This is a genomic window from Nocardia sp. NPDC050406 (assembly GCF_044459025.1).
In the GTDB taxonomy this organism is placed as follows: domain Bacteria; phylum Actinomycetota; class Actinomycetes; order Mycobacteriales; family Mycobacteriaceae; genus Nocardia.
Map to the genome: position 1 here is coordinate 266,193 of NZ_JBITIM010000001.1, position 23,758 is coordinate 289,950.

A 23,758-nucleotide genomic window follows, 5' to 3' on the forward strand; every position below is an offset into this window, starting at 1 on the left:
CCGCGCGCTCCGCCCGCGCGCTCCGCCCGCGCGCTCCGCCCGCGCGCTCCGCCCGCGCGCTCCGCCCGCGCGCTCCGCCCGCGCGCTCCGCCCGCGCGCTCCGCCCGCGCGTCCCGCCCGCACGCCTCGCCCGCGCGTCGCGCCTGCGCACGTCGACCGCGCCCCTCGCCCGCGCGCCCCGTCCGCGCGTCCGCGCGCTTTGCCCCGCCCGCTCCGCCATGCGCTCCGGGTTGCGTCACGGCTATTACTACGTTGCGTCCCCGCCGTCGTGCTCCGAGGCCGCGTCCTCGTCGCGGGTCATTCCGCCCAGCGCCCTCATCGGCCCACCGCAGTACGCCTCATCGTGGGTGTCGGCGGCAGTGAGGTCGGTCGTGAGGGAGGTGGTGAGCGCGGTGTAGTGGTGGGGCTGGAACTGTTCGGGATTCGAGCGCGGGCCGGGCGCGACGGATCACCTCGGCTGCGGATTCTCCTCGGGCTGTGCGGAATCCCCCGTTCGAGCGCACCGATTGCGCAAAGCTCACCGTGATCTTGTCGAGGGCGGTGGGCCGGGCGGGTAACGTCGGGTGGCATGAGCTCTCACGACGAGTCACGGTTCACAGCGGACGTCTACGGGGCGCGGTTGGAGCGGGCGGCGGAGTTGACCCGCGCCGCCCATCTGGACGCGCTGCTCATCACCCCCGGCCCGGATCTGCAATATCTCATCGGTTCGCGGGCGCAGTCGTTCGAGCGCCTGACCTGCCTGGTGGTGCCCGCCTCGGGCGAGACGCCGTCGGTGGTGATCCCGAAGCTGGAGTTGGCCTCGCTCGGCGGCTCCGCGGCGGGCGAACTGGGCTTGCAGATCGTGGACTGGACCGACGGGGTCGATCCGTACGCGCTGGTCAAGTCGGTGCTCAATGCCGGGGCGCGCACCGCGGTCGACGACCACATGCCCGCGCTGCACCTGCTGCCCATCGCGGAGATCTTCGGCCAGGTCCCGGTCTCGGCCACCCCGATGCTGCGCCAGCTGCGAATGATCAAGGACGACACCGAGATCGACGCGCTGCGCCGCGCCGGTACCGCCATCGACCGGGTGCACGCCCGCATGGGCGAATTCCTGCGCGCCGGGCGCACCGAGGCCGAGGTCGCCGCGGATATCACCGCCGCCATCGTCGAGGAGGGGCACACCTCCGCCGCGTTCGTCATCGTCGGCAGCGGCCCGCACGGGGCCGACCCGCACCACGAGGTCTCCGACCGGGTGATCCAGGACGGCGACGTGGTGGTCATCGATATCGGCGGCCCCGTCGAACCCGGCTACTTCTCCGACTCCACCCGCACCTACGTGCTCGGCGAACCCTCCGAGGAGGTCGCCGCCCGCTGTGCCGAGCTCGAACGCGCACAGGCCGCCGCCGTCGCCGCGGTCCGCCCCGGCGTGACCGCGCAGTCGGTGGACGCCGCCGCCCGCGACCTGCTCGTCGCGGCCGGACTCGGCCAGTACTTCGTGCATCGCACCGGCCACGGCATCGGACTCTCGGTCCACGAGGAGCCATACATCGTGTCGGGCAACGACATTCCCCTCGAGGTGGGCATGGCGTTCAGCGTCGAGCCGGGGATCTACTTCTCCGGCGAGTGGGGCGCCCGCATCGAGGACATCGTCATTGTCACCGAGGACGGCTGCGAATCGGTGAACAAGCGCCCGCACGGCCTCACCCGGCTGTGACCGGCTAGGTCGCTTCCTGCGCGGAGACCGGAATCCCGGTGTGCAGGAAGCGAATCAGCCGTTCGATCCGCAGACAGTGCGCCGCGCACCGGTGGTACTGCTGCGCCAGCAGCGCCAGGTCCACCGCCATACCGCTGCCGTAGGCCCAGCTGGTGTCGGCCACCGCGCGCAACAACTGCTGATGCAGCCGCGCGATGGTCTCGTCGCGCGGCGGCGGCACCAGATCCGGCGACGGCGGCCGCGCGGTAATGGCCGCCGCGGCCGCGGCGGCGAGATCGACGGTGGCCCTGGCCATTCCGGACAGCAGGGCGGTGACGTGCGGCGGCGCGACCGGCTGCGGATGGCGGCGCACCACATTGTCGGCCACCCGGCTCAGCGCCCCGCCGATCCCGAACAGATCGTCGGCGATGCCGATGGCCGTCACCACATGCCGCAGATCCCGGGCGACCGGGGCCTCGAGGGCGAGCAGAATGACCGACCGGTCCTCGCATCTGGCGTGCTTGACCTGTAGTTGCTCCTCCAGTGCGAAGACCTCGTAGGCGGCGGTCAGATCGGATTCGGCCACCGCGATATCGGCGCGCTCCGTGGCCTCGTGCGCGAGGCGCGCCATCTGTGCGAGCTCGTCGCTGAGAGTCGCGAGCTCATAAGAGAATTTCGTCCGCACCGGCTAATCTTGGCCGCCCGACCGCGAACGTGCACATATTCACGAAATAGACTGCCTGGTACGCGATCTCGCCCCAATGAACTGGTCCGTTGCCTGCACCCGCCATGCGGCGATGCTGCGCGGTAGCCGGATTGGTAGCGTCATGCCCATGTCGACCGCCATCGTTCGCCCCCGGCTCACCGAGGCCGCCCTCGAGTTCGTCGGGGAGCGTCACCTGGCCACGCTCACCACCCTGCGCGCCGATGGCACGCCGCATGTGGTGGCGGTGGGCTTCACCTGGGACGCCGAGGCCGGGGTCGCGCGCGTGATCTGCGACGGCGGATCGGTCAAGGTGCGCAATGTCCGGCGGTCCGGATATGCCGCGGTGAGCCAGGTGGACGGGGCCCGCTGGCTCACCCTGGAGGGCCCGGCCGAGGTCTTCGACGATCCGGACAGCGTCGCCGATGCGGTCGAGCGCTATGTCGGACGCTACCGCCAGCCGCGCGAGAACCCGACCCGCGTGGTCATCGCGATCACCGTCAACCGAGTGCTGTCCAGTAGCGGGCTGAAGGGCTAGCGGACTCCACGCGGGCGGCGGCACCGTACGGGACTGTCCGTCCGGGACGCGCCCGCGCTGGCATCCGAGCCGGGCATCCGCCGTGGCGACGGCATATCCCCGGCCGCTCCGGGCCGGTAGCGCTACTGGCAGACTGTGCGCCATGGCCGAGATCGACGATGGCGTGGTGCTGGTACTGGGTGGACGCAGTGAGATCGGCGTCGCCGTGGCGCAACGGCTCGCACCGGGACGCGTCGTGGTGCTGGCGGCGCGACGCAGCGGCGACCTCGAGAACGAACGGCGCGAGATCCTGGCGGCGGGAGCCACCGCGGTGCACGCGTTGGAGTTCGACGCCGACGATCTCGCCGGACACCAGCCGCTGTTGGAGAAGGTCGCCGCCGAGCACGGGCGTATCGGGGTAGCGGTGCTGGCCTTCGGTGTGCTGGGGGATCAGGCGCGCGCCGAACAGGATCCGGCGCACGCGGTCGCCGTCGTGCACACCGATTACGTCGCTCAGGTGAACGCGCTCACCATCCTCGCGAATATGCTGCGCGCCCAGGGGACCGGCCAGATCGTCGTCTTCAGCTCCATCGCCGGGGTGCGGGTGCGCCGGGCCAACTACGTGTACGGCTCGGCCAAGGCCGGACTCGACGGATTCGCCAACGGCCTCGCGGATGCCTTGCACGGCAGCGGCATTCACCTGCTGCTGGTTCGCTCCGGCTTCGTCATCGGCCGCATGACCGAGGGTATGAAACCGGCTCCGCCCGCCAGCACCCCCGATCAGGTGGCCGACGGCGTGGTCGCCGGTCTGCGCCGCCGCTCCCGCACCGTGGTCGTACCCGGCGTGCTGCGCGTGGCCTTCTTCGTCATGCGCTTCGTACCGCAATCGATTTGGCGGCGGATGCCGCGATGACCGATGGTGCGATGCCCGGTTCCGCTGCGGGAGAGCCGGTTTCGCTGTCCTGGCCCGCGGACCGGCCGCTGTTCGTCGTCGGCATCGGCGCGGACGGCTGGGACGGGCTCAGCGGTACCGCGCGCCGCGCGATCGCCGAGGCCGACGTGCTCCTCGGCTCGGGACGGCAACTGTCTCTGATTCCCGAGGGTGAAACCGCCGCACAGCGCCGTGCCTGGCCGTCGCCGCTCGTCCCCGCGCTGACCGGCCTGCTGAAAACCTATGCGGGCCTGCGGGTCTGCGTGCTCGCGAGCGGCGACCCCATGTTCTACGGCATCGGCGTGACACTGGCGCGGCTGGTGGGCGCGGGTGCGCTGCGGGTCCTGCCGCAGCCGTCCTCGGCGTCCCTGGCCTGCGCCCGGCTGGGCTGGGCCCTGGCGGAGACGCCGGTGGTGACGGCGGTCGGTCGGCGACTGGAGACCGTGCTCCCCGAACTCGCCGACGGACGGCGACTGCTCGTCTTGAGCCCCGACGAGCACACCCCCGCCCGGCTGGCGGAACTGTTGACGCGCAACGGATTCGGCGCATCGGCCATGCTGGTGCTCGAACAGCTCGGCGGACCGAACGAGCGCCTGATCAACGGCACGGCCGCGACCTGGGACCTTCCGCCCGGCGACGCACTGAATATCGTTGCCGTGCACTGTTTCTCAGAGGCCGAGACACCCCGTCTGACCAGACTGCCCGGCCTCCCCGACACCGTCTACGGCGGCGACGGCCAGCTCACCAAATCCGAGGTCCGTACCCTCACCCTCGCCGCGCTCGCCCCCGCCCCCGGCGAACTGCTGTGGGATGTCGGCGGCGGTTCGGGCACCATCGCCATTGAATGGTGCCGAACCCACTCCGCGTGCCGCGCGGTCACTTTCGAGCGCCTACCAGCGCGCCGCGAACAGATCACCGAGAACGCCGCCGCCCTCGGAGTCCCCGCCATCGAGGTGCGCGGGAGCGCACCCGAATCCTTCGCGGGCCTGCCCGCCCCCGACGCCATTTTCCTCGGCGGCGGCCTCACCCAGGACGGCATGGTCGACGCCTGCTGGTCCGCGCTGCGCCCCGGCGGCCGCCTCGTCGCCAATGCCGTGACGGCCGAATCGGATGCGCTGCTGCTCTCCCTCGCCGCCACGCACGGCGGTACGCTGCGCCGCTTCCAGATCTACCGCGCCGAACCCCTCGGTGGTTTCACGTCGTGGCGGCCGCAGCTGCCGGTCACACAATGGTCGGTATTGAAGCCGTCGCGCTGACGTTGGCACAGTGGGATCGTGGACATCACGCGTGACTACACCCTGCTCTGCTTGCGTATCGACCGACTGGTGACCGCCCACCCCACCGGCATGTGGATTCTCGACTACCGAGGTCCGGAGGAACTGCGCGCCGCCGTGGAGAACGAGCCGCTGGCGAACCCGGCCGATCTCGCCCGAACCGCCGAGGAATTGGCGGCGGCCACCCCCGATCCGGCCCTGTCCGAACAACTCCGGGCACTGCACACCCTCGCCCGACGGCTCACCGGCGAGGAGATACCACTGCCCGACCTGGTGCGCGGCATGCTCGGCATCACCGCCGAATGGATTCCCGACGAGGTGTTCGACCAGGCGCACCGGCTCCTCGACGAGGGCCTACCGGCCACGAAAGGCACACTCGCACAACGTCTCTCCGCTTGGCGCACCGCGCACAGCCTCCCCACGGGCCGCCCGGAGCGGTTGACCGAACTGATCCAGCGCGCACTCACCGAGACCCGCCGCCGCACCGAAACGCTCCTCGGCCGATCCGACGAACTCGACGTGACAGTGGAATTCGCGCCCGGACCGTTCCGCGGCCTGTATCGGGGCGGCGCCTCCGGCACCGTCTTCGTCGATCCCGCCCTGCCCTTCAATCTCGCTGATCTGTTCTACGTCGTCGCCCACGAGGCGATTCCGGGCCACATCTACGAATTCCTGCTCAAACAGCGAATTCAGGGCCACCGCCCCGACATTCGCGTGCGGTTCATGCCCGCACCCGCCTACGTGATCTCCGAAGGCATCGGACTCCACGTCCCCCGGCTACTGTTCCCCGGCGACGAAGCACAGCGCTGGCTACTGGCCAATGTCGAGGAACTGCGCCCCGACGACAGCGACTACGCGAAAATCCAACACGCCCGCAATATCATCTGGGGCGCGTACTGCAATGCGGCCCTACTCCTGGCCGAGCGGACGCCGTGGCCGAAGGTGCGCGACTACCTCGCGGACACGGCGCTGCTCTCCGAGGACGAATTGGCGTTCACCCAAGGCTTTCTCGGCACCCCCTTCACCGAGCCCTACATCTTCGCCTACTACCACGGCTGGCGGCTACTGGAGCCACACCTGCGCGACCCGGCCTTCCTGCACCGGGCCCTGACCGAACAGCTCGCGGTCTCACAGCTGTGACTCCACGCCGATCAGGCCAGCACCTGCCCCAACAGAATGCGCTTCACGTAGGCGTGTGACGCCAGCGTGCAGTAGTGCTGCCCCTTGAACTCCTCCGGAATATTCGGCGTATTCAACGGCACCACAAGCGATTTCGACGGCAGATGCACCCGACCCTCGGCATCCTTGGTGGCGGTGGGGAAGTCGGCCAGCCAATCCTGGCCGGTACGCGCCGCGGTATCGGGATCGATGACGATGTCATTGGCCTGCCGAACCTGAGCCATTCGCTCGGTCGCCGACAACATGACCGACGCCTCCCACACCGTGCGACGGTTCGCCGAGGCGCAATCGCCCTCGCTGCCCGCCACATAGGGCCCGTACTCGGCCGTGATGTGATCGGCCGACTTGCCTTTGCAGCGCACCTGTTTCGACTCCCCGTTCTCGTAGGTGTCGAAGCGGGTGGTCTCGAGCGGCCGCAGCTTCGGCTTCGAGGCGGCGAACGAGGCGAGATCGGTGTAATCGACATTCCCGATGGTTCCGCCCGCGCGCCGGAAGGACGCCTCGTCGATATTGGCGGTCAGCATTTGGGTGCGCATACACAGATTGCCGAACTGTGTCGGTTCCGAGGGCGCGCCCGCGGCGGGGGAGCCGGGTAGCAGGGTCAAGAGCGCGGTGGCGCAGATGGCGGCGGTGGCGAGCAGCTGTCGTTGCGGCATGGGCCGATACCTCTGTTTCGTCTGACGAAACGATGTTTCATTTCTTGGGTGCTCATTAGGCGGGATGGTCGCAGCTGTGTCAAGAGCGAAACCGCGCCGGACCCGATATATCTCGCCACCGACGGTGTTTCGTCGGGGTACGTGATAATGGGCAGGTGACTCAGAACAAACGGGCGAAGGTCGGTCCGGGCCGACCAGCGGGCATCGACAGCGGCGAGACTCGACAGCGGGTGATCGACGCGGCCATCCGCTGTTTCGCGCAACATGGCTACGGCCCGGCGACCAACAGCCTCATCGCCGGAATGGCGGGGGTCACGGCGGGCGCGGTCTACTACCACTTCGGCACCAAGAGCCAACTGTTCGAGACCGCCTGCGCGGAGGTGTACGGCCGCATCCAGGAGCGCGCGGCGGTCGCGGTCGAGGGCGCGCTCTCGGTGCGCGGACTGTTGAAAGCCCTGCTGGCGGTGTCCATGCGGATCAATCACGAATATCCGGATCTGGCCGGATTCGTGGCCACCGCGCCGATCGACGCGCGTCGCCACGCCGAACTGTCGGGACCCTTCGACGCGGTGAGCAAGGGCATGGTGGAGGGCCTCGCCGATGCCGTACTGCGCGGTCAGCAGGCCGAACTCATTCCCGCGCAATTGAATCCGGTGCAGGTGGCCCGGCTGATACTCGCCGTGGTGGACGGGTTCGCGCACGCCGCGGCGGCCAGCGACCCCATCGAGATGGATATCCTCGACGATCTTTTCGAGCGGCTGCTGCTCGACGCCGGGTAGGACGCGCGCGGATTGACAGCGGTCCCGCACGCGGGTACTAAATAATTATCGGACCAACTAATAGATTGCGCCGCAGCGTGATCGCGGTCCGGACCCCGTCGCAGGCATCAGGAGAGAGCATGGCGACCGCCCGCTACCGCGAGAGTCCGTTCCTCGTCGGCCATCACCGGCCGAATCGGATGGAGGTGGACGCGCCGGATCTGTTCATCGAGGGCGAGCTGCCCGACGATCTGGCCGGGGTGTTCTACCGCAATGGCGCCGAACCGCTGTATCCGCCGACCGACGAGGACTACCACTGGTTCGACGGCGACGGCATGGTGTACGCGTTCTTCCTCGGCGAGGGCCGGGTCTCGCTGCGCAACCGGTGGGTCCGCACCGAGAAGCTACTGCTCGAAATGAAAGAGGGCAGAAGGCTTTTCGGGGTGCACGGCAATCCCATGACCACCGATTCGAAGGCGGCGGGGACGCGGTACAACACCGCGAACACGAATGTGATCCTGCACGGCGGCAAACTGCTGGCGCTGATGGAGGGCGCGCCGCCGGTGGAACTCGATCCGCGCACCCTCGACACCCTGGGCGAGGAGCACTACGGCGGCGTGATCACCACGACCTTCTCGGCGCATCCGAAGGTCGATCACGGCACCGGGGAGCTGATCAATATCGGCGTGATCGCGCGCAACAAGGGCACCGAGCCCGAAATCCGCTACGACATCATCGATTCCGAGGGTCGGCCGACCAAGACCGAATTCATCCCGGTGCCGCATCAGAGCATGATGCACACCTTCTTCGTCACCGAGAACCACGTGGTGTTCCCGGTGACGCCCCTGGATGTGAGCATCACTCGCGCCATAGCGGGCGGTCCGCTCGTCGCCTGGGATCCGCACCGCCCCACCAAACTCGGGGTGATGCCGAGGACGGGCACCGCGGCGGACGTCCGCTGGTTCGAGGCCGAGCCGCGGCACATGATGCACGAGGCCAATGTGTGGGAGCAGGACGGCCGCCTCGTCGCCGATGTCGCCGCCGCTGACGGCACCGCGCTGTTCCCGGATATCAACGGGCACCGGCGATCCCATCAGGAAACGCGGCAGAGTCTGCGTCGGTGGACCATCGACCCGGGCGCCGCGACCGACGTGGTGCGCGAGGAGATCCTCAACGACCGCGATATCCAGTTCCCCCGGCCCGACGACCGGCTGATGACCCGTCCCAGCGCGCACGCCTTCGCCAACAGCAATCTGCACTCGGCCGACGGCCGCGCGGACGGCATGGATTCGGTGGTGCGAGTCGACACGCGCACGGGCGCGGAGGATCTGTACCACTTCGGCGACGGCGCGGCGGCCGGGGAGCTCATCTTCGCGCCCCGGGTCGGCGGCACCGACGAACTCGACGGCTACGCGCTCACACTGATGCATCGCGCGGGCGCCGCCGAGACCGAGCTGGTGGTGTTCGATGCCCGGAATCTGTCGGGCGGACCCCTGGCTCGGGTGCTGATCCCCTTCGCGATTCCGAGTGGATTCCACTGCAACTACTACAGCGTGGACAGCCCGCTCTACCGCCAGGCCATGGCCTGACACGGTGCGGCGAGCGGAGGAGAACGACAGCATGAGCACAGTGGAAGCCGCCGCGACGATCGAGGTCCGCAATCCGGCCGACGGCAGCGTGGTGGGGCGGGTGCGCGACCACGCGGCGGCAGAGGTGGACGAGGCGGTGCGCGCGCTGCGCCGACACCAGCCCGCCTGGGAGGCCCTGACGGTGCGTGAGCGCGCGGAATGGCTGATGCGCCTGCAGGATTGGCTGGTCGACCACACGGCCGCGCTCACCGACGTGGTGCAGTCCGAGACCGGCAAATCGCGGGTCGACGCCGAGATCGAGGTGCCCTGCGCCATCGACCTGGCCCGGTACTGGGCGCGCAATGCCGAGGCCTTCCTGGCCGATGAGCGGCCGCGTCCGCACAGCCCGATCGGGCAGACGAAGCGTCTGGTGCGCACCTTCCGGCCGTATCCGGTCGTCGGGATCATCACGCCCTGGAATCTGCCGCTCATGAACCCGTGCTTCGATGCGTTCGCCGCGCTGTTGGCGGTGGCCGCGGTGCTGGTGAAGCCCTCGGAGGTGACCCCGCTCAGCGCGGTCGAACTGGCGCGCGGCTGGGCGGAAATCGGTGCGCCACCGGTGTTCTCGGTGCTCACCGGCGGCGGCGACACCGGCCGCGCCGTGGTGGAGGCCGTCGATTATGTGCAGTTCACCGGGTCCACCCGCACCGGGCGCGCCATCGCGGTGGCGTGTGGGCAGCGGCTGATTCCCTACAGCTTGGAATTGGGCGGCAAGGATCCGGCCATCGTGCTCGCCGACGCCGATGTCGATCGCGCCGCGGCGGGCATCGTGTACGGCGGTCTGTTCAATTCGGGGCAGGCGTGTATCTCGGTGGAGCGGGTGTATGTCGAAGCGCCCGTGTACGACCGGTTCGTCGCGAGCCTCGTCGAACAGGTGCGGGGGTTGCGGCAGGGCCACGACGATCGCGGATTCCGCGTCGATATCGGTGCGATGGCGACCCAGGCGCAGCGCGAGATCGTGCGCCGCCACGTCGAGGAGGCGGTGGCGGCCGGTGCGCGCATAGCGGTCGGCGGCAAGGCCACCGACGTCGGCGTCTTCTTCGAGCCGACCGTTCTGCTCGACGTCGACCATTCGATGGCGTGTATGACCGAGGAGACCTTCGGTCCGATCATTCCCGTGGTGTGCGTCGCCGACGAGGACGAGGCGGTCCGCCTGGCCAACGACTCGGTCTACGGGCTCTCGGCGACGGTGTGGACGGGCGATCGGCGGCGCGGTGAACGGGTGGCGCGGCGACTGGAGGTGGGCGCGGTGAATATCAATGACGCCTACGCCAATCTCCAGAACTACGCCCTACCCATGGGCGGGTGGAAACAGTCCGGAATCGGGGCGCGCTGGGGCGGTGCGGCGGGCATGCGCAAGTACTGTCGCCAGCAAGCGATTACGGTGCCGCGCGGGCCCATGCTACGGCGTGAACCACTGTGGTATCCGGCCTCGCGCCTGTGCTCGCGGCTGGTGACGACGCTCATGCGCATGGTGGACGCGCGCGGTCGGCGCAGACTCCCGATTCGCTTGCGCGACACGGAATGACACAGGGGCGGTCCGAGTATTCGGACCGCCCCCGATCGTTCACGCGGCGCGCGGTGCGAAATTGCCGTGGAAGGTGAGCGGCAGATGATGCCGCAGCGACCCCACATACACCGGATCGGCCTCGATATCGCGCGCGTCGAGCACCCGCAGATGCGCCACCGACCGCGCCATGTCCTGGCTCGCCAGCAGCAGCCAGCCATCGTCCTCCGCGGTCGCACCGGGCCGCGGCGTGAAGATGGCCTCGTGCGCGAGATGGTCCGCGGGGAGCCGGTGGGCGCGGTGCTCACCGGTGATGTTGTCCACCTTGGCGATCGCGTTCGGGTAGCGATTGCCGTCCAGGCCCACGGCCAGATACGTGTAGCGGTTCTGGCGGCTCGTGTACCGCAGGTTGTAGGTGGGGAAGTCACCCTGCAGATCGGACAGGTCCTCGTGAATCACGCGGTCGGACTTGGTGATTCGCAACCGCAGCAGGGTGCCGCCGTAGGGCAGGGAGTTGTCGGTGAGCCCGTCCTGCAACCCCTGCAACTGCCCGTTGAGCTGTTCCCAGCTGGCGTGGTAGTTGACCAGCTCGACGACGGTGTCGGTGCCGTCCTCGTAGGTATTGCTCAGATGCAGGTGCATGAGCGGATCGGTGTGCAGGATGCGGGGACGGCCGCCGTAGCGGGGCAGCAGCGCGATCATGGTGCCGCGCGCGGCCTCGTAGTCGATGGCGTCGATGTAGTTGCGCAGCCCCAGGCCCGCCCCCATCATCTTGGTGAGCGGGAAGACCAGCGGCGCGACCACGAAGACCATGTGTTTGGGCGTCAGACCGAAATCGTGGTTGAACATCGGCCGCGGCAACTGCACCTTGCCGACCTTGCCGAGCTTGCCGTTGCGGTCCACCCGATAGCAGGCCAGCGAGGGATTGGGCACCATGGCGAGCCCGAAGTTGTACATATCGCCGGTCGCCTGATCCCATTTGGGATGCGCGGAGAACGCGCCCAGCCATTTCAGCTTGCCGTCGAAGCGGTGCACGCCGATGGTGTCGAGGGTGTCGGGATCGATTTCGGTGGGCGGGCCGCCCTCCCACAGCGCCAGCAGCTTCCCGGCGTGCATGACCACGCCGGTATTGGCCACATTGGCGGGAAACTGCATGGCATTGGCGAGTACGCCGCCGGGGCGCATGGTGCCCAGCGCCCGGTACGGCGCGCCCTGCGAGGTCAGCGACTTGTGGTAGTGCTTGGTGCGCACGTACCGGTTGCGGTAGTGCACCTTGCCGTCGGCGACGGCGAACATCGACAGCATGCCGTCGCCGTCGAACAGATGCCCCAGTGGCTGCCCGCCCGCGTCGAGCTTGCCGGGGCCGTTGCGGTAGAGGGTGCCGCGCAGGTCCTCGGGCAATCTGCCCTCGAATTCGTCTATGTCGTAGTCGTATTCGTCGTAGAGCGGAATGTAGTCGCGGTATCCGGTGTCGGATGTGGTTGGGCTGGACATAGCCCCTCCTGAGTGCTCGAGATGATCGGGGTCAGACGGCGGCGGGGGCGGCCTTGCGCGCCTGCGACGGGCGCACGCGCAAAGTGCACGACAGGCCGGGCAGATGCGGTTCGAACTCCAGCGGCATCGGCGAATCGGCGTCGAATACGCGCTCACAGGCCGTCTTGCAGCCCATGAGGCACGAGTTCTCCTGTGCCACACCGGTTCCGGTCGCGGTGTGCATCGCACATTCCGGAATCTCGTACACCAGGGTGCCGTCGGCCTCCACCCCGGTGCGGTGAATGGGGCCGACCAGGAAGGTGGCGAAACCGACTCCGGCATCCATGACGTCGGCGTAGATCCGTTCCGGGACGGCGTTCACCGCGCCGAAGGTCGGCAGCAGGAAGCGGAGCCAGCGCCGCAACCGGTTCGATACGGCCGTGGCGACCAGTTCGGTCACATCCTCCTCGGGCAGCGATTTGCGCAATTCGGTGGTGACCCACTCCAATTCGCTGACGAACTGGCCGTATCGGCGTTGATAGGAACGCCGCGGTCCCTCGAATTGCGGGCCGCGCGCGCGGTGCACGGTGAGGGTGGCCCAACCCGCGTCGACGGCGGCCCGGTCGTCGCTGACCATCCGCAGCACCGGCAGCAGGACCGCTTCCGGGATATCGCCGACCCGGGCCAGCATGGAGCGCAGGATGAGGTCGTCACGGAACGCGACGAGCGCGCCGGATGTGGTGCGGTTCTTCATTGTTCACCTCTTTCACCGTGACGAGGCGTCACGGAATGTCGACCTTGGCGGCCTTCCATTGGCCGTCGACGTTCTGCATGGTCATGACAATGCGGCTGTGGTCGATGCGCGGATCGGGCATTTCGGTATTGGAGACGGTCTGGTCGACGAACAGCAGCACCACGACCTCGTCCTCGGAGGCCGACTTCACCGCGGCCTGCAGGACCACGCCGTGGCCGCTGGCCTTGTGGTCGATGAGCAGCTGGCGCAGCTGGGTACTGGATTTCGTGTACACATCCCGGAATTCGCCGGTGGATCCGGCCAGCACGGCGGTGAAGTTCGCGTCGAGATTGTTGGTGTCCACCGAGGTCAGGGTGACCGCGTAGTCGGTGGCGGCCCGCAGGGCGGCGCTGCTGGCGGCCTCGAGGTCGCGCTGCTGCTTGTACTCCCAACCGAGAATGCCGGTGGCGGCGGCGAGGCCGACCAGCAGCACCGCGACCAGCGCGGGCACCGCCCGGCGGCTGGAGCGCAGTGCGCCGACGAGTTTGGCGCGCCGCGCGGACTTCTTCTCGGTGGCGCTCGCCGCGGGGGCCGTGGATTTCGCCGTGGTGATGGCTTTCTTCTCCACGGGCGCATCGGTTTTCGCTTCCGTGGCCGCGTCCGCTTCTTCGGTGGCGGTCGTGTTTTCGTCGGTATCGACCTCGTCGTCGACGGCGACCGGTGTCTCGTCGGTGTCCTGCACCTGGTTGTCGGCCATGATCCCTCCTCGGGTCGAGCTAGTTGCCGCGCCGCTGCGGTTCGGATTCCGGCGGCATGGTGGGGCCGCCGTACGGCAGGGGAATGGTGTACGGGCCTTGTGGGGTCGGATCGGTGCGCTGCATGGGGTCGAAACCCGGTGGCGGACCGGCGGTGTCGTCGCCGGGCGGGCGCGGGGCATTGCGGGCGCCGCGCACCAGCAGCGCGGGATCGTCACTGAGGCAGTAGGTATTGAGGTACGGCTCCGGATAGCTGGGGTCGAACGGCACATCGCGCGGATGCGGGTAATCGCAGAAGTGCCGGAAGTACAGGCTCGCCACCGCCCACACCCCGCCCTCGTGCATGATCGACTGCACTGCCTCGAGCAGTGACCCGCGATCGTCGCGGAAGAGCTGCTGCAGCGCGGGAACTCGCACGTACGACAGTTGCGCGACGGTGGTGAGATTCCCCAGCAGCTGCACCATGGTGGGCGAGTTCTCGGCGATGATGCGGTCCACCCCGTCGAGCACCTGCGGTGTGGTGTCGAGGAGGGTGCGCAGTCCGCCGTCCATCGCGCCGACGCCGTCGAGGGTGGCGGCGAGATTGTCGGTGGCAGTGCGCAATCCGGCCGCCTTGTCGGTGACCAGCTGGAACACCGGGCGGCTGCTGCGCAGCAGCGCGGTGGTCTCCGGCAGCACACCGTCGAGGGTCGAGAACAGCAATTGCATACTCGACAGCAGGTCGCGCAGTTTCTCCGGACCCTGCGGCCCGACGCCCAACTCGTCGACAATGGTGCGCAATTGGTCCGGATTCGTCTGCGCCAGCAGCCCTTCCACACTGCCGAGCACCCGCCACAGCGGAATCGGGGTGGTGGTGCGGTCCTGGTCGATGACACTGCCGTCGGTGAGCAGCGGGCCGTCGCTACCGGTGGGCTGGAAATCCAGGTACTGCTCACCGGCGGGCGACAGACCCGACACCCGGACCAGGGTGTCGCGCGGCAGCCGCACCGACGCGTCGACCCGGACGATCGCCTCCACCCCGTCGTCGCGCAGCGCCACATGCTGCACCCGTCCGATCGGGATACCGCGCAGCGTCACATCCTGATTCGCCAGCAGCCCACCGGATTCGGCCAACCGCACCCGAATGAGCATCTGATCGCTGAACGGGTCGGTGCGCAGCGCCCCGAAGACCAGGTACGCGACCCCGACGACCACCAGGGTGATCTGGGCCAGGGTGGAGATCAGCAGTTTGCGCGCCACCCCGAAGCGCGCGGTGCGCACCAGGACCCGGGCCGGATATTCGAGCACGTTCATCGGGGCGCTCCGTTCACCCGCGCGCCGAGCTGGTTGAGCACGAACGCCAGCGATCCGACGAAATTCGCCCAGTCGGCCTGCTCCGGCAGCTTGAACGCCGGATCGGCGAAATGCCCCGGATCGTCGACCGGGCCGACCACGACCTGGCGCAGTTCCACATCGGCGTGTGCGGCATTGGAGCTGAAGAACTTCAGCGTCGGCGGCAGGATCCGAATCAGGTTCTCCATGGTGACCCGCGGGTCGGTGGCGGGTTCGTTGAACGACGCCGACAGCGCGTTGAGATCGCGTACCAGGCTGCGGGTGTCGGTGTCCGCGATGGACGGGAATTTCTCCAGCTGCCGGGTGATGGCCGCGACCTGATCGGCCAATCCGGCGATCTGGGCGGTATTGTCCGCGATCACCGCCAGCGCCGGAGCGGTCGAGGTGAGGATGTCGTCCATGGCGGCGCGGCGTGCCCCCAAATCGTCTGCCAGCGCGGCGGTTTGGACCAGAACGCCGTGCAGATCGCCGGAGCGGTCGGTGAGCCTGGTGAGGAGCTCCCGGGACTGGCGAACCAGATCGGTGAGCCGGTGCCCGTCATCGCCCATGGCGGTGCCCATACCATTGAGCACCTGGGTGAGATTGCGAATGACACCGCCGTTGACCAGCAGCGAGGTGGAGGCGAGAACGTCTTCGACGGTGGCGGCGGCGAGGGTGTCCGACAGCCCGATGGTGTCACCGTCGCGCAGGGTCTGCGCCGCACCGCCCTCGGGCGGCTTCAACGACACGAACACGTCGCCGAGCGGTGTGGCGGAACGCAATTCGGCAGTCGTGCCCACCGGCAGCCGCACGCTGTCGATGATGCGCATCGACACCACCGCGGTGTAGTCGCGGGCCGACATGGACTCCACCTCACCGACATCCGCGCCGCCGACGCGCACCTTGGCGCGGTCGGGCAGATTCAGCGCGTTGGAGAACACCGCCGTCAGGTGATAGCTGGGCCCGCTGACCCCCGGCGCGGGCAGCGGCAGATCCTCCAGGGTGACCGAACAGCCGACCAGGGGCACCGTCAGCGCGGCGCAGAGCAGGGCCGGGATGCGGCGGCGGCGCGTCACGGGTTCATCCTGGTCATCGCCTCCAGCACCGAGGTGATGCCGAAGTCGGGCCCCATATCGCTCATATTCCCGGTGCTGCAACCCAATTGGCGCAGCCCGAGAATATTGCACACCTCCTTGGTCATGGAGCTGTCGAAGAACACATTGTCGAAATGCGCGCCGACGCGCAGATAACCGTTCTTCTGGTCGATGGCGTTGTACACGTTGTCCACCGCGAGGGGCGCGAGGTCGAAAAGCTCCGACAGTTCCCGCCGGTAGTCCACCAGCGCCTGGGTGAACGAGGTACTGCTCGCGACGGTGGCCCGCAGATTGTCGCCCTGGCTCGCCAGCAGCGTATTGAGTTGGGTGAGCACGGTATTGAGCTGGCTACCGGTCTCGCCCTGCCCCAGCCCCTCCTGGGCGAGAATGTCGGAGAGCTGGCCGACGCCGGACCCGAAATCGGTGATGACCTGCTGATTGCGTTCGGCGGCATCGGTCATGGTGGCGAGATTGCGCACGATGGTGGTGATGTTCTGCCGCGTCGCCTCGCCATTGTCCTCGCCGGTGCGCAGCGCCTCCGCCAGCGCCGAGAGCGCCGATTTGAGTTCCGGCCCACTGGACTGCGCGACCGCCGAGGTCGCGGTGAGCACATCGGCCATCGGACCACCGCCCTTGCCGTCACCGGCCATGGCGGTGCCGAGTTTGTCGACCATGGCGATGACGCGGTCGAATTCGATCGGGGTGCGGGTGCGATCGAGCCCCAGGACCGCGCCGTCGTCCAGGGTCGGCCCGTCGGTGTAGGCCGGAGTGAGTTCGACGTGCCGATCGGTGAGGATGGAGGTGCCGACGGTCACCGCCTGCACTCCCGCCGGTATCCGGACATCGTCCTCCACCAGCAGAATCGCTTCGACGTAACCGCCACGCGCACTGATCTTCTCGACCTTGCCCACCGGCATGCCCAGCACGGCGACGGTATTGCCCTCGTAGAGTCCGATCGCATTGTCGAACTGCGCGGTTATGCGCAACGTGGTGTCCCCGCCGCGGGGGAGCAGGTGATAACCCGCCGCGACGACCACCGCCGCGACGATCAGCAGCGCCGCGACGCGCACGGCGCAGCGATACCGGCGGCGTCGGGCGGGCTTTCGCAGTACTCGTTTCGTCACTGGCAATCCTTGAAGTACTGGAAGTGTTCGGGCCAATTCTGTTGCGCCGCTTGCTTGCTGATCGCGCACATCCAGGAGTCGATCATCAGACCGCCCGGCAGCAGGAAGTCCAGGAAGGGACCCGACCCGGTGGCGTTGGCGATATTGCGCAGTGCGACCGGCATGACCTGGAAGGTGTTGCGCAACAACGCGTCGTGGTCGCCGAGCATGGAGGTGAGCTGGCGGATATTGCCGAGCATCGAATCGATATCGGCCCGGTTCACGGTGAGCACGTCGTAGGCCGTGTTCACCAGCGTGGTGGCGGCGTCCAACAACCGCACCACCGCGGCCCGGCGCGACACGATCTCGCGCACCAGCGACTCGCCCTGGGTGACCAGCACCCCGATATCGGATTGCTGCGCACCGAGAATGGTGGTCAGCTGCGCGGTATTGCGCAGCAGCGCGCCGATCTGATCGCGGCGCTCGGAGATCACCCGCGACAGGTTCGACACATTCGCCAGCGCGTCCGGCAGTACCCCGGGCGTATCGCGCAACTGCACCGCCAGCGCCTGCATGGACCGCGCGAACTGCTCGGCGTCGACCTGTTCGAACGTGGTGGTCGAATCCTGCAGCAGTTTCTGCAGATCGTAGGGAACGCTGGTGCGCGCCAACTCGATGCGACGACCGGGCAGCTCGCCCGCACCGGCCGGGGCGATGGTGACCTCGCGCGCCCCGAGCACGGTGGTGAGTTTGATGGCCGCCGTGGAGGCCGGGCCGATCTGCACCCCCTTGCGGATCTTCATGGTCACCACCACCCGGTCACCGGCCAGGCGGGTGTCGTCCACCGTGCCGACCGGTACACCCGCCACCGTCACCTGGTCCCCGCCGCGAATACCGGCCGCCTGCGCGAACTCCGCCGCATAGGTGACCTGCCCGAGGTGCAGCTGCGTAATGGCGGTGGTGGTGGCCACCAGGACCGTGATGACGGCCAGCGACAGCGCGCCCAACCACGCCTTGTTCACCGATTCGAGGTCTCGGCCCCTGTGCCACAGTCTCTTCCACATCAGCATCACCTACACATCGCCGAATATTCGCGGTGACCGCCGGGCGTCGCGGCGTCGACGATCGCCGGGACGATGGGGGTGAGGAAATCGGCGATCGTGAAATTGAAGTCGCAGGCCTGCGCGCTCATGGCGGTGCTGTCCCCGGTGACCCGGGCCAGACCCTTGAAGACCGCGGGCATATTCGCGCCCAGCGTGGCCATCCCCTCCGGATTGCCCACGATGGTGGCGAGAAAGCCCGGCTGGCGACCCAGCATGGCCTGTAGATCAGGGGCGACGCCGGTGAGAATCGCCGCCAACCGTCCGACCACGGTGCCGATCGAGCCGACCGACGACACCAGCTGCCCGCGACGGTCATTGAGCCCCGTGATCACCACCCGCACCTGGGCGAGCGTGGATTCCAGCGCGGTGCCCTGCGCCGCCAAGGTCTGGGTGACGTCGTTGAGGCTGGTGATCACCCGGCCCAACACCTCGTCCGGACCCGCCAATGTCTGTGCCAGCCGGGAGGTTTCGGTGATGAGCGTGGTGATCGCGGCCGTATCACCCTGCAGTGCCTGGATCAGCGCATTGGACAGGTTGCCGCGATTATCGGGATCCAACAGCGTGAACAGCGGCTCGAAACCATTGAGCAGCGCGGTGACATCGAACGACGGTTCGGTGCGCTCCACGGGAATCTCGCCGCCGTCGGGCAGCCGCTCCGGCCGCCCGAAATCCGCCAGCGACAGCCCGAGATAGCGCTGCCCGACCAGATTCTGGTACACCACCGCCGCTTTGGTATTGCCGTACACCGGCTGATCCCGCTGCACCCGGAACCGCACCCGGGCGAGCGCGCCGTCGAGGTCGACCGAATCCACCCGGCCCACCCGCACCCCGGCCATGCGCACATCCGAGCCCGCCTTCAACCCCGAGACATCGGTGAAGACCGCACTGTAGGTGTGCGTCGGCCCGGCCACATCGCGGCGCAGCGTCACCAGAATCATCCAGGTCAGCGACAGGCAGACGACGAGAAAGGCGCTCAGCCACACCACTTGACGACGGAACGCGGTCATCGCGGCACCTCCTCACCCTGCGGCAGCGGCGTGAAAGCCGGTGGCGGCGCGGGTATTCCGAGCGGGCCGAGCAGAATCTCCGCGGCGGAATCGGTCGGCGCCGGAGCCGCGACGGTGCCCGGCGGGGGCGTGTAGTTGCGCATATCGGGAATGCCGACCGTCTCCGGAACGGGAGTCGTCTCCGGCGCGGTATCGCAACTGGGACCGCGCAATTCGCCGTACACGGGGCAGTCGGCGCGCACGTACAGTCGCAGCGGTGTCAGCGACACCACCAGGCGGAAGGTGAAGGCCAGCTTGCTGCCGGTGCGCGTCCACAACTCCTGGAAGAACTTGTCGACGGTGCTGTTGAGCCGCACCATGAGCGCCGGATACTTGGCCTCGTTGTCGGCCAGCACCCCGACCACCGGCGTCAGGTTGGTGGTGATGTCGACCAGCTCGTCGATGTGATTGTCGACGGCCGTGCCCACGGTGCCGAGCGTGCTCTGCGCCCCGGTGAGTAGCTGCGTCAACTGCGTCTGTCGCTCGGCGACCGTGCGCATGGGCGTCACCGCGCTGTGCAGCGCGTCGACGAGATCGGGAGCGGTGCCGCGCAGGGCCGTGATGGCCGATTCCCAGGTCCGCAACGTGGCCGGTCCGCTGTCGTCGACGGTGAGCGCGTTCATCTCCGCGGTCACCCGGTTCAGCCCGTCGACGGCGGCCGTCAGCGTCGGCCCCTGCCCGACCGTCGCGTCGGAGAGCGTGCGAATCAACCCGAGGGTCTGCGCCGTGCCCGGCCGCGCCACCGCCGCGACCAGTTCACGCACCTTGGCCAGGGTGCTCTGGAACAGTTGCGTCGGCAGCGTGCGATCCTCGGCCAGACGCGCGCCGTCGCGCAGTGCGGGCGCGTCGCCATTGTCGACGAACTGCACCGACGAGACCGCGAACGCGTTGCTGGGCACGATTCGTACCGTGACGGTGCTCGGAATGCCCTGTGCGTGTTCGGGTTTCAGATCGATGTGCACGATATTGGGCCTGCCGTCGCGCGCGGGCGTCACCTCGCGCACCATGCCCACGAGCATCCCCCGGAACTTCACATCCGATTTCGTGGGCAGTCCGTCGCCGACCGACGACAACTCCGCCGTGATCCGCACCCGTTCGTCCAGGCGGCCATTGGATTTGGCGACCAACAGCCACGTGAACAGGGTGCACACCACGACGAACGCCGTCCCGGTCAGCAACAGCGCCGGAGTGGACGGTCCACGGCCGTCGAGTTCGAAATCATTGGCCACCGCTCAGCCACCGAGCCTTCCGCCAGCGTCGATCCCCCAGAACGCCATGGTCAAGAGCATGTTGAGAATGGTCATAATCGTGATGCTGGCGCGCATGGCCCGCCCCGCCGCGATGCCGACGCCGCGCGGGCCGCCGGTGGCGTAGAAGCCGTAGTAGCACTGGATGGTCGCCATGATGGCCACGAAGATCGCCACCTTGATCACCGCGAAGATCATGTCCCGGCCACTGAGCATGAGCGTGAAGTAGTGCAGGTAACTGCCCGACGGTTGTCCGCTGGAGAAGCCCACCACCACTTGGCAGACCAGGAAATTCAGGGCCAGGCACACCACGAACAGCGGCACCACGGCCAGCGCCGAGGCCAGCACCCGGGTGGTCACGAGATAGGGGATCGGTCGGATCGCGACCGATTCGAGCGCGTCGATCTCCTCACCGATGCGCATGGCGCCCAACTGCGCGGTGAACCGGCAGCCCGCCTGAATACCGAAGGCCAGCGCCGCCATGAGCGGCGCGAGTTCGCGGACCGCCGCCAGCGCGGTGATGAGCCCGGTCGCCGGACCCAGGCCGAGCAGGCTCAACGCGTTGTAGCCCTCCAGCCCGACCACCGCGCCACCGGCCGCGCCCACGATCAACACTACGCCCGCCGTGCCGCCGCCCACCACCACCGAGCCGTTGCCCCAGGTGACATCCGAGAACAGGTGCAGGAATTCGCGCCGATACCGGGTGAGCACCAAGGGGATTCCGGCCATGGTGCGAAAGAAGAACGCCACCATATGGCCCACCCGCGACAGGTGGTGGACGGCCGGACGCGTCGCGGCGGCGACCGTACGCAGCCCAGGCGGCGAATAGGTGGCGGCCATCTCAGAAGCTCGCCTTGGGGAAGAGAATCAGATACATCTGCGTGAACAGCACATTCACCACCATGAGCAGCAGAATCGACTGCACCACGGCGGCATTCACCGAATTCGCCACCCCGGCCGCGCCGTGGCGGGTGTCGAGGCCCTTGTAACAGGCCACGATCGCGACGATGACGCCGAACACCACGGCCTTGAGCAGGGTGAGGATCAGATCGGCGACGGTCGCGAAGGAGGAGAAGGTCGCGGTGTAGCTGCCGGGCGTGCCGCCCTGGAGGACGACGGTGAAGGCGTATCCCGCGAGAAAGCCGATGAAGCAGGTGAATCCGGTCAGCGCCACCGCCACCACGATGCTGGCGACCAGGCGCGGCACCACCAGTCGGCGAATCACCGAGACGCCCATGACCTCCATGGCCGCCACCTCGTCGCGAATGGTGCGCGAACCCAGATCGGCGCTGATGGCCGACCCCACCGCCGCCGCCATGAGAATGGCGGCGACCAGCGGCGCGCCTTGCCGAATGGTGGCCAGGCCATTGGCCGCGCCAGCCATCGAGGTGGCCCCCAATTGACTTGCCAGCAAACCGAATTGAATCGACAGCGTCACGCTGATGGGCACCGTGACGAACAGGGTCGGCACCACCGCCGTGCGCGCCATGAAGGTGGCTTGTTCGACGAATTCGCCGAACGGGAACCGGCGGCGCACGATAGTGCCGCCCAGGTGCTGGAACGCGCGGACCCCCAGCACCACCTGTCCGCCCACGGTGCGCAGCGCGGCGAGGGGATGGCGGTCGGCGTAGCCGCGCGACCACTGGATCACCTCGGCCGCGGCCGGGCTGGGCATGGGGGAGGGGCCGACCTCGGTCACCGCTGCTCGCCCTCCGCGAACACCAGGTTCAGGCGGTGCAGACCGCGCAACATGAAGCTGGGCTCGTAGGCGAAGTCGTTGTCCTCGCCCAGTCGCACCGACCCGAAGCGAGCGGCGAGCTCCTCCAACGCGATCCGGCTCTCCAACCGCGCCAGCGGCGCGCCGAGACAGGAGTGGATGCCCGCGCCGAAGGCCAGATGCGCCTTGGCGTTTCCGCGATCCGGATCGAAATCGTCGGGGCGGGAGAACAATTCCTCGTCGCGATTGGCCGATCCGAACACCAGTACCACCAGCTGCCCGGCCGGAATGGTGTAGTCGCCGAGGGTGGCGTCGGCCTTGGTGATCCGGAACATCGACTGCACCGGGGTGAGGAAGCGCAGCCCCTCCTCGATGAGATCGGCCGAGCGATCCGAGGGGTGTTCGCGCAGCTGATCCCAGTACTTGGGTTCGCGCGCCAGTTCGTGCAGCACCCCGGTGATGAGTTTGGTGGAGGTCTCGTTCCCGGCGATGAGCAGCTGCACGATGATATTGAGAATCGCTCCGGTACTGAGCGGTTCGTCATCGTCGTCCATGCTGTGCGCGGTCACCAGGCCGCTCAACAGGTCGTCGCTCGGCGCGGCCCGACGCTCGTCGAGCTGGGCGGCGAAGTACTTCTGGAACTCCACCATATTGCGCGCCTGCTCCAGCAGCCCCGCGTCGTCGAGCTGCCCGCCCACCGTGGCGGTGAACTGATCCGACCACCGCTTGAAGTCGTCGATGCGGTCATCGGGCACATTGAGCACCTTGGCGATCACCCGCAGCGGCAGCGGCGCGGCGAATCCGCGCACCACCTCGAACGGCGCGCCGTTCGGGATGGCGCGCACCAAATCCTGTGCGATGGAACGAATCTCGGGCTCCAGCTGGGCGATGAACCGCGGCGTGAACGCCTTGGCCAGCATGCGGCGGTAGTAGTGGTGCTCGGGCGGATCGGCGGTGAGCAGGGTCGGCACGGGCGGCCACCCCTCGGCCTGGATCTTCTCCACCTCGTCGGAGATGGAATCCGGAATCGGCATCTGCGGCAGGCCGAAAGCCGAGGAGAAGGTGGCGTGATCGGACAGCGCCTTGGCGACGAGTTCGCGCGCGGTGACGAACCACATGCCCCGGCTCGCCACGAAATGCACCGGCGCCTCGGCGCGCAACCGGGCGTGCCAGGCATGCGGACATTGCAGGGTCTGCGGATCCAGGGGATCGAACTCGTCGACGGAGTGCGCTGGGGTCGAGGTCACGGAGGCCTCCAAAGATGTTGGTGTCCACAAGATTTGAGGACCGAAGAGCCGATCGGCTCCTGCTTGACTAATTAGTCGGTCAATATAATAGTGATACCGGT

General features: G+C 68.1%; 22 protein-coding genes. 8 read left to right on the forward strand and 14 right to left on the reverse strand.

Features of this window, described 5'->3' with window-relative positions; translation table 11 throughout:
* The first annotated feature begins 568 nt into the window (after positions 1 to 568).
* Positions 569 to 1,696: a M24 family metallopeptidase gene (locus tag ACIBH2_RS01205; protein WP_397112121.1), complete on the forward strand. Its 1,128-nt coding sequence runs from the start codon at positions 569 to 571 to the stop codon at positions 1,694 to 1,696.
* A gap of 4 nt (positions 1,697 to 1,700) precedes the next feature.
* On the opposite strand, the gene ACIBH2_RS01210 is transcribed toward ACIBH2_RS01205, so the two are convergent.
* Positions 1,701 to 2,360, reverse strand: a complete 660-nt coding sequence (locus tag ACIBH2_RS01210; RefSeq protein WP_397112123.1) for a phosphate signaling complex PhoU family protein — start codon at positions 2,358 to 2,360, stop codon at positions 1,701 to 1,703.
* 142 nt (positions 2,361 to 2,502) lie between these two features.
* Here ACIBH2_RS01210 and ACIBH2_RS01215 point away from each other — a divergent pair, with 142 nt between their 5' ends.
* The 4 genes from ACIBH2_RS01215 to ACIBH2_RS01230 all read left to right on the forward strand — a co-directional run bounded on the left by ACIBH2_RS01215 (position 2,503) and on the right by ACIBH2_RS01230 (position 6,240).
* On the forward strand, positions 2,503 to 2,916 hold the full coding sequence (locus ACIBH2_RS01215) for a PPOX class F420-dependent oxidoreductase (RefSeq protein ID WP_397112125.1): 414 nt from the start codon (positions 2,503 to 2,505) through the stop codon (positions 2,914 to 2,916).
* A gap of 142 nt (positions 2,917 to 3,058) precedes the next feature.
* Positions 3,059 to 3,808, forward strand: a complete 750-nt coding sequence (locus ACIBH2_RS01220) for an SDR family NAD(P)-dependent oxidoreductase (protein WP_397112127.1) — start codon at positions 3,059 to 3,061, stop codon at positions 3,806 to 3,808.
* Between the two features lie 11 nt (positions 3,809 to 3,819).
* Positions 3,820 to 5,082 carry a precorrin-6y C5,15-methyltransferase (decarboxylating) subunit CbiE gene (cbiE, locus tag ACIBH2_RS01225; protein ID WP_397116745.1) on the forward strand — a complete coding sequence of 421 codons (1,263 nt, stop codon included), beginning with the start codon at positions 3,820 to 3,822 and terminating at the stop codon, positions 5,080 to 5,082.
* A gap of 18 nt (positions 5,083 to 5,100) precedes the next feature.
* Positions 5,101 to 6,240, forward strand: coding sequence for a hypothetical protein (locus ACIBH2_RS01230; protein WP_397112129.1), 1,140 nt, complete (start codon positions 5,101 to 5,103; stop codon positions 6,238 to 6,240).
* 11 nt (positions 6,241 to 6,251) lie between these two features.
* Here the strand turns inward: ACIBH2_RS01230 and ACIBH2_RS01235 are convergent, their stop codons facing one another.
* Positions 6,252 to 6,935: a hypothetical protein gene (locus ACIBH2_RS01235; RefSeq protein ID WP_397112131.1), complete on the reverse strand. Its 684-nt coding sequence runs from the start codon at positions 6,933 to 6,935 to the stop codon at positions 6,252 to 6,254.
* Positions 6,936 to 7,090: 155 nt separating this feature from the next.
* On the opposite strand from ACIBH2_RS01235, the gene ACIBH2_RS01240 reads away from it, so the two are divergent.
* From ACIBH2_RS01240 to ACIBH2_RS01250, 3 genes are all read left to right on the forward strand, one after another.
* Positions 7,091 to 7,714 carry a TetR/AcrR family transcriptional regulator gene (locus ACIBH2_RS01240; protein ID WP_397112133.1) on the forward strand — a complete coding sequence of 208 codons (624 nt, stop codon included), beginning with the start codon at positions 7,091 to 7,093 and terminating at the stop codon, positions 7,712 to 7,714.
* A gap of 119 nt (positions 7,715 to 7,833) precedes the next feature.
* Positions 7,834 to 9,282 carry a carotenoid oxygenase family protein gene (locus tag ACIBH2_RS01245; protein WP_397112135.1) on the forward strand — a complete coding sequence of 483 codons (1,449 nt, stop codon included), beginning with the start codon at positions 7,834 to 7,836 and terminating at the stop codon, positions 9,280 to 9,282.
* Positions 9,283 to 9,313: 31 nt separating this feature from the next.
* On the forward strand, positions 9,314 to 10,849 hold the full coding sequence (locus ACIBH2_RS01250; protein WP_397112137.1) for an aldehyde dehydrogenase family protein: 1,536 nt from the start codon (positions 9,314 to 9,316) through the stop codon (positions 10,847 to 10,849).
* Positions 10,850 to 10,888: 39 nt separating this feature from the next.
* Here ACIBH2_RS01250 and ACIBH2_RS01255 read toward each other — a convergent pair whose 3' ends face one another.
* From ACIBH2_RS01255 to ACIBH2_RS01310, 12 genes are read right to left on the reverse strand one after another with little or no spacing between them, the layout of a single operon-like run.
* Entirely contained in the window at positions 10,889 to 12,322 is a 1,434-nt protein-coding gene (locus ACIBH2_RS01255; RefSeq protein ID WP_397112139.1) for a carotenoid oxygenase family protein, read from the reverse strand.
* A gap of 31 nt (positions 12,323 to 12,353) precedes the next feature.
* Complete coding sequence (locus ACIBH2_RS01260) at positions 12,354 to 13,055, reverse strand: hypothetical protein (RefSeq protein ID WP_397112141.1); 702 nt, start codon at positions 13,053 to 13,055, stop codon at positions 12,354 to 12,356.
* A 28-nt stretch (positions 13,056 to 13,083) separates the two neighbouring features.
* Positions 13,084 to 13,791 (reverse strand): DUF3329 domain-containing protein, encoded by a 708-nt coding sequence (locus ACIBH2_RS01265; protein WP_397112143.1) that lies wholly within the window; start codon positions 13,789 to 13,791, stop codon positions 13,084 to 13,086.
* A 19-nt stretch (positions 13,792 to 13,810) separates the two neighbouring features.
* On the reverse strand, positions 13,811 to 15,082 hold the full coding sequence (locus ACIBH2_RS01270) for an MlaD family protein (RefSeq protein ID WP_397112145.1): 1,272 nt from the start codon (positions 15,080 to 15,082) through the stop codon (positions 13,811 to 13,813).
* A complete protein-coding gene (locus ACIBH2_RS01275; protein WP_397112147.1) occupies positions 15,079 to 16,176 on the reverse strand; it encodes an MCE family protein in 1,098 nt (365 codons plus the stop codon). The genes ACIBH2_RS01270 and ACIBH2_RS01275 overlap by 4 nt, the downstream gene beginning before the upstream one ends.
* Positions 16,173 to 17,318 carry an MCE family protein gene (locus ACIBH2_RS01280; RefSeq protein WP_397112149.1) on the reverse strand — a complete coding sequence of 382 codons (1,146 nt, stop codon included), beginning with the start codon at positions 17,316 to 17,318 and terminating at the stop codon, positions 16,173 to 16,175. The genes ACIBH2_RS01275 and ACIBH2_RS01280 overlap by 4 nt, the downstream gene beginning before the upstream one ends.
* On the reverse strand, positions 17,315 to 18,361 hold the full coding sequence (locus ACIBH2_RS01285) for an MCE family protein (RefSeq protein ID WP_397112151.1): 1,047 nt from the start codon (positions 18,359 to 18,361) through the stop codon (positions 17,315 to 17,317). Before ACIBH2_RS01285 ends, ACIBH2_RS01280 begins: the two co-directional genes overlap by 4 nt.
* 5 nt (positions 18,362 to 18,366) lie before the next feature.
* Positions 18,367 to 19,407, reverse strand: coding sequence for an MCE family protein (locus tag ACIBH2_RS01290; RefSeq protein ID WP_397112153.1), 1,041 nt, complete (start codon positions 19,405 to 19,407; stop codon positions 18,367 to 18,369).
* A complete protein-coding gene (locus ACIBH2_RS01295; RefSeq protein ID WP_397112155.1) occupies positions 19,404 to 20,675 on the reverse strand; it encodes an MlaD family protein in 1,272 nt (423 codons plus the stop codon). Before ACIBH2_RS01295 ends, ACIBH2_RS01290 begins: the two co-directional genes overlap by 4 nt.
* A 3-nt stretch (positions 20,676 to 20,678) precedes the next feature.
* The gene (locus tag ACIBH2_RS01300) at positions 20,679 to 21,533 is read right to left on the reverse strand and encodes an ABC transporter permease (RefSeq protein ID WP_397112157.1); all 855 of its coding nucleotides are present in this window, start codon (positions 21,531 to 21,533) and stop codon (positions 20,679 to 20,681) included.
* Between the two features lies 1 nt (position 21,534).
* Positions 21,535 to 22,368: an MlaE family ABC transporter permease gene (locus ACIBH2_RS01305; RefSeq protein ID WP_397116747.1), complete on the reverse strand. Its 834-nt coding sequence runs from the start codon at positions 22,366 to 22,368 to the stop codon at positions 21,535 to 21,537.
* Between the two features lie 20 nt (positions 22,369 to 22,388).
* The gene (locus ACIBH2_RS01310) at positions 22,389 to 23,657 is read right to left on the reverse strand and encodes a cytochrome P450 (RefSeq protein WP_397112160.1); all 1,269 of its coding nucleotides are present in this window, start codon (positions 23,655 to 23,657) and stop codon (positions 22,389 to 22,391) included.
* Positions 23,658 to 23,758: the final 101 nt, after the last annotated feature.

What these genes read in the sequence shown, in the direction of transcription:
- ACIBH2_RS01205 (WP_397112121.1), top strand. Translation starts at nt 569, where the DNA reads ATGAGCTCTCACGACGAGTCACGGTTCACAGCGGACGTCTACGGGGCG.
- ACIBH2_RS01215 (WP_397112125.1), top strand. Translation starts at nt 2,503, where the DNA reads ATGCCCATGTCGACCGCCATCGTTCGCCCCCGGCTCACCGAGGCCGCC.
- ACIBH2_RS01220 (WP_397112127.1), top strand. Translation starts at nt 3,059, where the DNA reads ATGGCCGAGATCGACGATGGCGTGGTGCTGGTACTGGGTGGACGCAGT.
- cbiE (WP_397116745.1), top strand. Translation starts at nt 3,820, where the DNA reads ATGCCCGGTTCCGCTGCGGGAGAGCCGGTTTCGCTGTCCTGGCCCGCG.
- ACIBH2_RS01235 (WP_397112131.1), bottom strand. Translation starts at nt 6,935, where the DNA reads ATGCCGCAACGACAGCTGCTCGCCACCGCCGCCATCTGCGCCACCGCG.
- ACIBH2_RS01245 (WP_397112135.1), top strand. Translation starts at nt 7,834, where the DNA reads ATGGCGACCGCCCGCTACCGCGAGAGTCCGTTCCTCGTCGGCCATCAC.
- ACIBH2_RS01250 (WP_397112137.1), top strand. Translation starts at nt 9,314, where the DNA reads ATGAGCACAGTGGAAGCCGCCGCGACGATCGAGGTCCGCAATCCGGCC.
- ACIBH2_RS01255 (WP_397112139.1), bottom strand. Translation starts at nt 12,322, where the DNA reads ATGTCCAGCCCAACCACATCCGACACCGGATACCGCGACTACATTCCG.
- ACIBH2_RS01260 (WP_397112141.1), bottom strand. Translation starts at nt 13,055, where the DNA reads ATGAAGAACCGCACCACATCCGGCGCGCTCGTCGCGTTCCGTGACGAC.
- ACIBH2_RS01265 (WP_397112143.1), bottom strand. Translation starts at nt 13,791, where the DNA reads ATGGCCGACAACCAGGTGCAGGACACCGACGAGACACCGGTCGCCGTC.
- ACIBH2_RS01270 (WP_397112145.1), bottom strand. Translation starts at nt 15,082, where the DNA reads ATGAACGTGCTCGAATATCCGGCCCGGGTCCTGGTGCGCACCGCGCGC.
- ACIBH2_RS01285 (WP_397112151.1), bottom strand. Translation starts at nt 18,361, where the DNA reads ATGTGGAAGAGACTGTGGCACAGGGGCCGAGACCTCGAATCGGTGAAC.
- ACIBH2_RS01290 (WP_397112153.1), bottom strand. Translation starts at nt 19,407, where the DNA reads ATGACCGCGTTCCGTCGTCAAGTGGTGTGGCTGAGCGCCTTTCTCGTC.
- ACIBH2_RS01300 (WP_397112157.1), bottom strand. Translation starts at nt 21,533, where the DNA reads ATGGCCGCCACCTATTCGCCGCCTGGGCTGCGTACGGTCGCCGCCGCG.
- ACIBH2_RS01305 (WP_397116747.1), bottom strand. Translation starts at nt 22,368, where the DNA reads ATGCCCAGCCCGGCCGCGGCCGAGGTGATCCAGTGGTCGCGCGGCTAC.